Origin of the sequence: Micromonospora sp. NPDC049523, from assembly GCF_040676775.1 — a bacterium.
Lineage (GTDB): Bacteria > Actinomycetota > Actinomycetes > Mycobacteriales > Micromonosporaceae > Micromonospora_G.
In genome coordinates, this window is sequence record NZ_JBFAPP010000031.1 from 70171 (window position 1) to 80645 (window position 10475).

Sequence of the window (10475 nt, forward strand, 5' to 3'; positions counted from 1 at the left end):
CGGGTGTGGACACGAGTGTGGAGTTGGCGGTGGATCGGGGTGAGGTGGTGGCCGAGGTCATGGCGGCCTTCCTCGCGTACGAGGAGGCGCTGGTGGCCGGGGACCCGGAGCGGATCGTCGGTTACTTCTGGGAAGCGCCGCAGACGGTACGGTTCGGCATCGCCGACCGTCAGGACGGCTTCGAGGAGCAGCGGGTGTGGCGGGCGGCCCAGCCGCCGCTGCCGCCGGGTCGGTGGCTGCGGGGGACGCGGGTCACCACGTTCGGCGCCGACTTCGCCGTGGTCACCACCCTCTTCGGGTACGCCGGTGGCGACGCGACCGGACGCCAGTCCCAGACCTGGGTACGCCTGCCGGTCGGTTGGCGGATCGTCAGCGCGCACGTCTCCGAAAGCGCGCACGTCTCCGAACTGCAGTCGACGGTGGTGCCGTGAGCGGGAAATTTATGGCAGACCTGAGCTAGGTTTATGTAACAATTAAGGGTTTCTGCGGCAAAGATGTCTAGGCGTTAGGCTACGGCGTTCAGCCAGCGGCGTACTGACGCCGAGACATCCTGAAGGGGATCCCCACGTGAGAATTCGGCGCTCGAGCGTCATCGTTCTCGTCGGCGCGGTTCTGTTCGTCCCCGGGCTCGCCGCGTGCGAGCCGGGGGGCGTCAAGACCGCCGCCTCGCAGAGCCCGGCCACCTCCACCGATCCCAAGCAGGCCCTGCTCGCCTCGACCCTGGAGATCGCCAAGGGCAACTTCAGCTTCGTCATGAAGGGCGAGAGCCTGGCGGGTGAGGGTGTGGTGCACCTGCCCAGCAACAGCGCGCGGGTGAAGCTGACCACCGGCGACGCCGGCAGCTCCGCCCTGGCGATGGACATGGTCTACATCGGGTCGGACAGCTGGGTCAAGATCAAGGGTGAGGGCCTGGAGAGCGTGCCCGGACTGGGGCAGCTCGCCACCGGCAAGTACCACCACCTCGACAAGACCAAGATCAAGGGGATCGCGGCCCTGGACTTCGACTTCCAGAACGTCGACCCCGCCGGTGCCGCCGCGCTCACCCAGGCCGTGGTCGACGTACAGAAGAGCGGCGTCGACCTGTTCACCGGCAACATCGACCTGACCAAGGCAACCGATTCGCGGCTGGCCGAGCAGTCGGTCATCAAGAACCTCGGCGCGCAGGCGACCAAGTTGCCCTTCGAAGCGAAGGTCGACCAGCAGGGCCGGCTCGTCCAGTTGACCATCAAGGTGCCGGCGGTCGGCCAGAACGCGGCCCAGGACCTCCAGGTGACCTACGCGGACTACGGCTCGGCCACCGCCCCGACGGCACCGCCGGCCAGCGAGGTCGTCGAAACGCCGGCCCCGGTGTACGACCTGCTCAAGTAGGTCGGCACCCGGTATCGACACGATGGGGACGGCTACCTGCCGTCCCCATCGCGTACTCGGGGCCGGGCCGGCGGCGCTCGCGGATCAGGTGGTGACGTTGCCCTCGCGGGCCCGCCGGGCGGCGTCGATCCGGTCACGGGCGCCGTCCAGCCAGCGCTGGCAGACCTCGGCCAGCCGCTCGCCGCGCTCCCAGAGCGCCAACGACTCCTCCAGCGACGTCCCGCCGGTCTCCAGCCGCTCCACCACCGACGCCAACTCGGCCCGGGCCTGCTCGTAACTGAGCTTCTCGTCCGGGGCGGCGGTCCGCTTCTTCTCGTCAGTCATGACTTCCCATCTCGGCACAGCACGGCAGGTCGCGTCGGAAGATCACCGGTCAGCCGTTCACGGTCGCGGACAGCTCACCCTCGGCGAGGCGGATCCGGAGCGGGTCACCGTCGGCTACCTCGCCCGCGGCGCGTACGACCTGGTTGTCGGCGCGCTGCACGATGGCGTACCCGCGCTCCAGGGTCGCCGCGGGGGAGAGCGCGCGCAGCCGCGCCACGGTCTGGCGCAGGTCCCCGGTCGCGGTCCCGATCCGGTGGTCCAGGCAGCGGCCGGCGCGGTCGCGCAGCGCACCGAGATCGGCCGCCCGCTGGTCGACCATGACCTCCGGCCGGGCCAGCGCCGGGCGGGACCGAAGCCCGTCGAGCCGGTGCGACTCCCGGTCCAGCAGACCACGCACGGCCCGGTCCAGCCGGTGCCGGGCCTGACCGATCAGCCGCTGCTCCTCGGCCAGGTCGGGGACGATCCGCTTGGCGGCGTCGGTCGGCGTGGAGGCGCGCAGGTCGGCGACGTAGTCGACCAGCGGAGCGTCGCTCTCGTGCCCGATCGCGCTGACCACCGGCGTACGGCAGCCGAAGACCGCCCGGCAAAGCGCCTCGTCGGAGAAGGGGAGCAGATCCTCCACTCCACCCCCGCCCCGGGCCAGCACGATCACGTCCACGCTCTCGTCGGAGTCCAGTACGCGCAGCGCGTCGATGATCTGCGGTACGGCGGTCGGCCCCTGGACCGCCACGTTGATCGTCCGGAAGTCCACCGCCGGCCACCGGCGCTGGGTGTTGAGCAGGACGTCCCGCTCCGCCGCCGAGGCCCGGCCGGTGATCAACCCGATCCGGTTCGGCAGGAACGGCAGGCGTCGCTTACGGGCGCGGTCGAAGAGGCCCTCGGCGGCGAGCAGCTTCTTGAGCTTCTCCAGCCGGGCCAGCAGCTCGCCGAGCCCCACCTGGCGGATCTCGTCGGCGCGCAGGCTCAGCGTGCCGCGTCCGGCGTAGAACTCCGGTTTCGCGTGCAGGATCACCCGGGCGCCCTCGGCGAGTTCGGGTGCCCCGGTGTCGAGCACGTCCCGGCTGGCGGTGACGGTGAGGCTGAGGTCGGCCGATGGGTCACGCAGAGTGAGGAAGACGGTGGCCGCGCCGGGACGACGGCTGATCTGGGCGATTTGCCCGTCGACCCAGACCCAGCCCAGTTTGGCGATCCAGGCGCTCACCTTCTGGCTGACCACCCGTACCGGCCATGGCTCTTCGGGGGTGCTGCGTCCAGCGCCGGCCTCGGTCATCCGGTCAGCCTACGGCCGGCCCGCCCGAGCACCGGCCCGGCCCGCCCCGTGCCCGGCCATCGGCGCGTCCCGTGCCCGGCCATCGGCGCGTCCCCGGTCACAGCGGCCCGCTGCCCGGCAGGCAGCGCTGCGGCGGCCCGCTGCCCCGGCGCGGATCGGCACGTAGACTGACCCCTGTGATCGAGGCTGAGGCGACTCCCCAGACCCGCAAGCGTGTGCTGCTGGCCAAGCCGCGCGGCTACTGTGCCGGCGTCGACCGGGCGGTGCAGACCGTCGAGGAGGCGCTCAAGCTCTACGGCGCGCCGATCTACGTACGCAAGCAGATCGTGCACAACAAGCACGTGGTCTCGACCCTGGAGCGGCAGGGCGCGATCTTCGTGGAGGAGAACGACGAGGTGCCCGAGGGGGCGACCGTGATCTTCTCCGCGCACGGGGTCGCCCCGGAGGTCTACGAGCAGGCGAAACAGCGCTCACTGCGTGCGATCGACGCGACCTGCCCGCTGGTCACCAAGGTGCACCACGAGGCCCGGCGGTTCGCCGCCGAGGACTACGACATCCTGCTGATCGGCCACGAGGGCCACGAGGAGGTCGTCGGTACGGCCGGTGAGGCGCCCGCGCACATCCAACTCGTCGACGGGCCGGACGGCGCCGACCAGGTGACCGTACGGGACCCGTCGAAGGTGGTGTGGCTGTCCCAGACCACGCTGTCGGTGGACGAGACGCTGGAGACGGTGGCCCGGCTCAAGCAGCGGCTGCCGCTGTTGCAGTCGCCGCCGAGCGACGACATCTGCTACGCCACCTCGAACCGCCAGCACGTGGTCAAGCAGATCGCCGCCGACTGCGACGTGGTGATCGTGGTCGGCTCGCCCAACTCGTCCAACTCGGTCCGCCTGGTCGAGGTGGCCGTCGATGCCGGCGCCCGCGCCGGTTACCTGGTCGACTACGCCTCGGAGATCTCCGACGAGTGGTTGACCGGCGCCACCACGGTCGGGCTGACCTCGGGTGCCAGCGTCCCGGACGAGCTGGTCATGCAGGTGCTGGACCACCTCGCCGAGCGTGGCTTCACCGACGTGGCCGAGGTGACCACCGCCGACGAGCGGCTCACCTTCTCCCTGCCGCAGGAGCTGAAGCGCGACATGAAGGCCGCCGCCGCTGCCCGGTCCGTCGAGGCCGCCGCGCTCGCCGCCAGCGCCGGCAACGGCTGACCGGGGTACGCGGTGCCGGCCGACGAGCGCACCACGCGGACCGTACCGCGCCCCACCGGGAGCGGGGTGCGGAACGGCACACCTCGGCGGTGGAACGGGCCGGGATCTGGCACCGTCGGATCCCCCATGAAGTCGATCCGGATCGGATTTGCCGCGGTGGCCGCCTGCCTGGCACTCGGCGCCTGCGGGGAGTCCGCGAACGCCCCCTCGGTCAACCCGTCAGGAGGACCGTCGTTGTCATCCGTGAAGCCCAGTGATCCGAACGCGGAACCGCCGCTGCCGCCGGCCAACTCGACCGCGCCGGCCAGCCCGACCCGACCCAACCCCGCAGGTCCCACGCCGAGCAAGTCGCCCGGCGCACCCGCCTCGGCCGGTGCGCTGACCCTGACCGGGGTGGTCACGGCGGGGGTGGAGCCCAACTGCCTGCTGCTCGACGGCTACCTGCTGCTGAACGGGCCGCGCGACCAGCTGCGCAGCGGCGCTCGGGTGACGGTGACCGGTCAGGTGCGACCGGGCATGATGACCACCTGCCAGCAGGGCACCCCGTTCATGGTGGAAAGCGTCAAGCCGGCCTGACCCAATCGCCCGTACGCGTAGAGCCCGCCCCCTGCCGGGGACGGGCTCTACGTTTCTTCTAGCGGTGGTACGGGTTAGCTGACCGAGCCGATCGACACGTTGCCGCGGCCGACGATCGCGCCCTCGTTGGTCACGACCTGCAGCTCACCGAAGAGCTGCCGGCCGGCGGCCGGTGCGCTCAGGGCGGTGACCGAGCCGGTGATGCTGGCGGTCGCGCCGGTCTTCGGCAGGGTCACCGACGTGCTGGACGCCGAGACGTTGCCGAGCGCGGCCGAGTAGAACACGTCCCGGTAGTCGTACGCGGTGGTCCCGGCGGGTACGGCGTACCCGTCGATCTCGACCGTGTAGACGCCCGCGGGCGGGTTCGTCACCGACACCGCTTCCTCGGAGTCACCGTCGGCGGCCTGGCCGACGAGGGCTCCGTTGCGGTAGACGAACAGGTCCAGGTCGGCGCCCGGGTCGCTGGTGTTGCCGATCCGGACGTCGAGCCGGGTGGCGCCGGCCGGCACCGTGACCTCGAAGCTCTGCACCTCGTGGTTGCCGATGGTCGGACGCTCCGACAGGGCGCTACCGAGCGAACCGCCCTGGCCGGCCACCGTGACCGGGCCGTAGGTGTTGCTCAGCGACCAGGTGACCGGGGTCGGCTGACCGGCGGTGACGCTGGGCAGTTCGACCACGGCCGGCTGCACCGCGACACCCTGGATCCGGGCCTGCAGCGCGAACGGGTTCTCCAGCAGCGGAGACGTACGGCGGGACTCCACCTCGATCTCCCAGATACCCGGAACCGGGTTCAGGTACGACCGCTCGTCCGGCTTGCAGACCGCCGGGTCGGAGAAGTTGGTGTAGCAGTTCAGGCTCGAGGTGCTCTCGACCGGAACGCCGTACGGGTTGTTCGCGATGAACCGGGTCTGCGAGCCGCCGGCCACCCCGGAGAGGTTGACCTGCAACGCCGCCGCACCCTCGGGCACGGTGACGAAGTAGCTCTTGAAGTTGTTCCGGTCCACCGTGCCGCTGGTGGTGAAGTCGAAGTTCGGCTTCGTCGGCACGTTGGAGACGACGACCGTGTTGAGGAAGGCGAAGTCGACGATCGGGGTCGCCGGGTCGTCCACCTGCATGATCGCGCTGTGCGTGCCGTACCCGGGCCGCGCCTCGATCGTGAAGGTCACGGTCTTGTTCAGCGGGAGGATCAGGTTCTTCGGCGCGTTACGGAAGGTGCCGTCGTTGCCGACCCACTTGACCGTGTGCTTGATGTCCTTCTTGGCCCCGGTGGTACGGGTGACCTTGACGGTGTAGTTCTTCGCCGTGTTCGGCCGCTGGCCGCCCTCGGTCACCGCACACCGGTTGTAGATCCCGACGCCCTTGTCCGGGGTGGCCAGGAAGTCGGAGAGCGGAGTGCAGACCGGTGCGCTCGCCTCGTAGCCGCGGACCTCGAAGCCGCCCGCGAGCAGGTCCCAGGCACCCGGCACGTTGAACTTGCCGTTGCCCTGGCCCTGCGCGCTGACGCCGTCGATCCACGTCGCGGAGGAGTAGATCGCCTTGCGGAGCTTGACCGGGGAGGCGTCCTTGCCGGTGGCCTTGGCCGCCGAGAGCAGCAGCGCGGCGGCGCCGGTGGCCTGCGGCGAGGACATCGAGGTGCCGTTGATCATCTGGATGCCCGGCGGGAGCTGGTAGCCGGCCTCGGCCACCGGGATGCCCGGCTGCCACACCGGCGTGGTCGACAGTGCCGACCCCGGTGCGGTGATGCTCGGCTTGAACGCGCCGTCCTCACGCGGTCCACGCGAGGAGAAGTTGAACAGCTGGTACGGCGTACGGGTCTCCGACCCGTAGTTGGCCAGGTAGGTCTCCTGGCTGATGCCGGCGGCCACGCTGACCACGTCGGTCGCGGTCGACGGGTCGCCGAGGGTGTTCACGCCCGGGCCGTCGTTGCCGGCCGAGATGAACATCTGTACGCCGTAGTCCTGGATGAGCCGGTTGTAGAGCTCGGCCCGGGCGTTGTTGCCGTCGTTCAGCGTCGGCAGGCCACCGATCGACATGTTGACCACGTCGACGCCACGGTTGACGACCAGTTCGACCATGCCGTCGGTGAGCGCGGCGGCGGTGCAGCCACCGCCCCAGGAGCAGGCGCGGGCGGAGACCAGCTTGGCGCCGGGGGCGGCGCCGTCGAAGTTGGCGTTGCCCAGCATGTCGTTGGCTGCGGTGATGCCGGCGACGTGCGAGCCGTGCTCGTCCTCGATGATGCCGATGTTGACGAAGTCGGCGACACCGGGCAGGCCGGCGGGGGTCACGTCGACGTCCTCGCGGTACTCGACCACGAACGGGATCTGGTCACGTACGGCGGTGGCGGGGTTGTCGGTACCGAAGTGACCGATGTCGTACCGCTCGCCGTAGGGGCGCATGACCGCGTCGTCGTTGAAGTCGCGGTTCTGGTTGGCGTCGACCCGGATGTCGTGGCTCACCGGGTCGTACAGCACACCGAACGCGTCGGTGGTGTCGCCGTCACGGTTGACGTCACCGCCGGGGGAGCTGGCCGCGGTGATGTTCTCCGAGAACCGGTTGATCTTGTACGTTCCGGCCGGCGCGGTCCAGCTGGTCCCGCCGTAGTTGAAGGCCGGGCCGACCACGTCGGTCAGCATCGCGCGCCAGGTGCCGTCCGAGTCGAACAGCGGGTCGGTGGCGGTGAACCAGTCGACGATCTTGCGCTCGCCGGTGGTGGTGGTCTGCAACGCCGGGTTGTCCAGGTCGACACCGGAGTCCATGATGCCGATGGTCACCCCGCGGCCGTCCCACTCGGGGTGCGCCTGCTTGAAGGCGACCGCCCCGGTCTCGCTGGTCGGCATGTACGGGTTGACCGCGGGGGTGTCCGCGTTCGGCCCGCTGACCGTGACCGCGGCCTTGGTGCCCGCCTTCACCGGCTCCGGCTTGGGGAGCTGGATCGTCTCGTTCAGGTCCAGTGCGGCGACCCCGGGCAGCTTGGCGGCCTTGAGTACCGAGCTGGTGGGTACCCGGGCGCGAACGTAGCCGACGCCGTCGACCTGCTTGCCGACGATGCCGCCGAGCTTCTTCAGCTCGGCCGCGACGTCCTTGGTCTCACCCTTGTCCGTCGCCACGATGACCGTGACGTCCTTCTCGCGGTTGGCCTCGGCCTTGGCGAGCAGTTCGAGATCATGGGAACCCAACGTGTCCGTGGGGGTCCCCTTGAGAACGTCGGCTTCGGTCGACGGGTTGGCGCTGGCGGTGGTGACACCACCCGTCAGTGTCATGGCGCCCGCCGCCACGACTGACGCGAGGAGACCGGCGGAGGTACGCCGACTCCAGGTGCGGGGTTTACTCACGTTCTCTTCCTCCAGAGAACAGGGCCCTTAGAAACAGGGCACGTGTGAGCGCATCCTTCGCGTCAGCTCGGATCCTGTCACTAGTCCTGAGATCGTTGTGACCAGCCCGTGATATTGAGCGAATGGTATTCGAATATTGATATGTTACTATTCAATTACTCTGTGTGAGTTTCGCGCTGGCCGTTATCGGTCAGCTCCGGCGCCTGTAGCTGGCGCGTGGTCAGCTCGATCTGCGCCGGTGCCGGCAACTCCTCGCCGGACACCCCGAGGTCGGCCAGCTTGCGCGCACTGACCAGCACCCGCGACTCCAGCGATCCGACCGCGCGGTTGTAAGCGGTCACGGCTCCGCCGAGCGAGCTGCCGAGCTTGGCCACGTGTTCACCCAGAGTGGACAGTCGACCGTAGAGTTCCCTGGCCAGGGTGTGCACCGCCACCGCGTTGCGGGCCAGTGCCTCCTGCCGCCAGGCATAGGCCACCGTACGCAACAGGGCGACCAGGGTGGCCGGTGTGGCGAGCACGATGTTGCGGGTGAAGGCGTGCTCCAGCAACGTCGGATCGCGCTGCAACGCGACGTCAAGGAACGGGTCGGCCGGCACGAACAGCACCACGAACTCCGGCGTCTGCGCGAACGCCGACCAGTAAGCCTTGGCCGACAGCGCGTCCACGTGCGCGCGCAGGTGCCGGGCGTGGTTGTCCAGGTGGGCGTCGCGCCCACGTTCGTCGCGCGCCTCCATCGCGGTCAGGTACGCCTCGAACGGTGCCTTCGCGTCGACCACCACCGACCGGCCGCCGTGCAGCCGGACCACCAGGTCGGGGCGGACCACCCGGTCCTCGACGGTCGAGGTGACCTGCTCGGCGAAGTCGCAGTGCTCCAGCAGCCCGGCCGCCTCGACGATCCGGCGCAACTGGTGCTCGCCCCACCTGCCCCGCACCTGGGGCGCCCGCAGCGCCGCCACCAGCTGCTTGGTCTCGGTACGCAACTCGCCGGAGACCGCGCCCATCGAGCGCACCTGCTCGCGCAGTTCGGCGTACGCGTCGACCCGGTCGCGCTCCAGTTCGTTCACCTGGGACTCGTAGCGGCGCAGCGTCTCGTGCAGCGGTGCCACCGCGCGGGCCACCGCCTCCTGGGACTGTGCGGTCGCCTCGTAGGAGAGCGCCCGCATCGACTGCTCCAGTCGGGCCTCGCCGTCGCGGGTGGCATTCAGGGTGGCGTCCAGCCGGGCGATCTCGGCCGCCGAGCGGGCGCGGGCGGCCAGCCAGCCCAGCGCTCCACCGGCGCCGAGACAGACGATCACCAGGAGCACCGCCGACAGTCCCACGGTGGTGAGCATGCCAAACGCGTACGACACCGGTGTGACCTGGATCGCCGGGAAGGCGGGCGGTTGGCGGACGGCGCTACCGTCGTACGCATGGTATGGGTCTTGGTTCTGCTGGTCCTGCTGGTCGGCGGCGTCACCTGGTGGCGGCGGGAGACCGGCGCCCGACAGGCGCGTGAGCTGGCCGACGCGCGGGCCGACGCGGTGCGCTGGTACGAGCGCCTGGGCGGGCAGGTGCTGGGGCTGCGGGGCGACGAGCCGGCGGTGCGGCAGGCGCTCAGCGACGCCGGGGAGCGTTACAACGCGGCCGGCGGCCAGTTGGAGCAGGCCCGCAGCATCAAGCAGTACGAGCTGGCCCGGGAGACCTCGCTGGAGGGCCTGGCGTACGTCCGCGCGGCCCGGATCGCGCTCGGTCTCGACCCCGGCCCCGAACTGCCGCCGCTGGCTGCCGCGCGGGGCACCGGAACGCTCACCCGCGAGCGTGAGGTCAACGTCCAGGGGCAGACCTTCCGGGCCGGTCCGCAGCCGGGTGCCGGCACTCCCTACTACTACCCCGGTGGTCGCTACCAGGGCCGGCCGGTGCCCTCGGGCTGGTATTCGACACCCTGGTGGAAGACCGGCCTGGCGGCCGGCGCGGGCGTACTCGGCGGCATGTTGATCGCCGACGCGCTCTTCTCGCCCGCGTTCGCCGACCCCGGATACGGCTACGAGGCCGGTTACCAGGAGGGCTTCTCCGACGGTGCCGACAACGGCGACGGCGGTGATCCCGGTGCCGGCGACGCCGGTACGGGCGACGCCGGTTACACCGATGCCGGCTACGACGGCGGCGGCGACTACAGCGCCGCCGACTACTCCTCCGACTCCGGCTTCGGCGCCCCCGACTCCTCCGACTGGGGCGGTGGCGGCGACTGGGGCGGCGGTGGCGGCGACTGGGGCGGCGGCGACTTCGGCGGCGGCGGCGACTTCTAACCCCACCCCCTGAAGAACCTGTCGTGGGTTGTTTAGTTTTGTAGTGGTCGGGCAAGTGAGAGGGTGGCGCTAAAGATAAGAAACATAAGGGGTGTGGGTTGGGGGGGTGGGGGGT

Annotated in this window: 9 protein-coding genes; 5 read left to right on the top strand and 4 right to left on the bottom strand. The window is 70.3% G+C overall.

Annotation, left to right across the window (positions count from 1 at the left end):
* Nucleotides 1–5 precede the first annotated feature (5 nt).
* Both AB0J90_RS32470 and AB0J90_RS32475 read left to right on the top strand, forming a co-directional pair.
* Entirely contained in the window at nucleotides 6–431 is a 426-nt protein-coding gene (locus AB0J90_RS32470) for an AtzH-like domain-containing protein (protein ID WP_363602512.1), read from the top strand.
* 136 nt (nucleotides 432–567) lie between these two features.
* The gene (locus AB0J90_RS32475) at nucleotides 568–1368 is read left to right on the top strand and encodes a hypothetical protein (RefSeq protein ID WP_363602514.1); all 801 of its coding nucleotides are present in this window, start codon (nucleotides 568–570) and stop codon (nucleotides 1366–1368) included.
* An 84-nt stretch (nucleotides 1369–1452) separates the two neighbouring features.
* On the opposite strand, the gene AB0J90_RS32480 is transcribed toward AB0J90_RS32475, so the two are convergent.
* Both AB0J90_RS32480 and xseA read right to left on the bottom strand, forming a co-directional pair.
* The gene (locus tag AB0J90_RS32480; RefSeq protein ID WP_363602516.1) at nucleotides 1453–1692 is read right to left on the bottom strand and encodes an exodeoxyribonuclease VII small subunit; all 240 of its coding nucleotides are present in this window, start codon (nucleotides 1690–1692) and stop codon (nucleotides 1453–1455) included.
* Between the two features lie 49 nt (nucleotides 1693–1741).
* Complete coding sequence (xseA, locus tag AB0J90_RS32485) at nucleotides 1742–2962, bottom strand: exodeoxyribonuclease VII large subunit (protein WP_363602518.1); 1221 nt, start codon at nucleotides 2960–2962, stop codon at nucleotides 1742–1744.
* A 176-nt stretch (nucleotides 2963–3138) separates the two neighbouring features.
* On the opposite strand from xseA, the gene AB0J90_RS32490 reads away from it, so the two are divergent.
* Both AB0J90_RS32490 and AB0J90_RS32495 read left to right on the top strand, forming a co-directional pair.
* Nucleotides 3139–4167 (top strand): 4-hydroxy-3-methylbut-2-enyl diphosphate reductase, encoded by a 1029-nt coding sequence (locus tag AB0J90_RS32490; RefSeq protein WP_326562610.1) that lies wholly within the window; start codon nucleotides 3139–3141, stop codon nucleotides 4165–4167.
* A 126-nt stretch (nucleotides 4168–4293) separates the two neighbouring features.
* A complete protein-coding gene (locus tag AB0J90_RS32495) occupies nucleotides 4294–4743 on the top strand; it encodes a hypothetical protein (RefSeq protein ID WP_363602520.1) in 450 nt (149 codons plus the stop codon).
* Nucleotides 4744–4817: 74 nt separating this feature from the next.
* Here the strand turns inward: AB0J90_RS32495 and AB0J90_RS32500 are convergent, their stop codons facing one another.
* Together AB0J90_RS32500 and AB0J90_RS32505 are read right to left on the bottom strand one after the other, a co-directional pair.
* The gene (locus tag AB0J90_RS32500) at nucleotides 4818–8075 is read right to left on the bottom strand and encodes a S8 family serine peptidase (protein WP_363602522.1); all 3258 of its coding nucleotides are present in this window, start codon (nucleotides 8073–8075) and stop codon (nucleotides 4818–4820) included.
* A gap of 155 nt (nucleotides 8076–8230) precedes the next feature.
* A complete protein-coding gene (locus AB0J90_RS32505) occupies nucleotides 8231–9406 on the bottom strand; it encodes a DNA recombination protein RmuC (protein ID WP_363602532.1) in 1176 nt (391 codons plus the stop codon).
* A gap of 78 nt (nucleotides 9407–9484) precedes the next feature.
* Here AB0J90_RS32505 and AB0J90_RS32510 point away from each other — a divergent pair, with 78 nt between their 5' ends.
* Nucleotides 9485–10360, top strand: a complete 876-nt coding sequence (locus AB0J90_RS32510; protein WP_363602524.1) for a hypothetical protein — start codon at nucleotides 9485–9487, stop codon at nucleotides 10358–10360.
* Nucleotides 10361–10475: the final 115 nt, after the last annotated feature.

Bases quoted from the DNA above. Each gene is read 5' to 3' on its own strand.
- AB0J90_RS32510 (WP_363602524.1), top strand. From the start codon at position 9,485: ATGGTATGGGTCTTGGTTCTGCTGGTCCTGCTGGTCGGCGGCGTCACC.
- AB0J90_RS32495 (WP_363602520.1), top strand. From the start codon at position 4,294: ATGAAGTCGATCCGGATCGGATTTGCCGCGGTGGCCGCCTGCCTGGCA.
- AB0J90_RS32505 (WP_363602532.1), bottom strand. From the start codon at position 9,406: ATGCTCACCACCGTGGGACTGTCGGCGGTGCTCCTGGTGATCGTCTGT.
- xseA (WP_363602518.1), bottom strand. From the start codon at position 2,962: ATGACCGAGGCCGGCGCTGGACGCAGCACCCCCGAAGAGCCATGGCCG.
- AB0J90_RS32480 (WP_363602516.1), bottom strand. From the start codon at position 1,692: ATGACTGACGAGAAGAAGCGGACCGCCGCCCCGGACGAGAAGCTCAGT.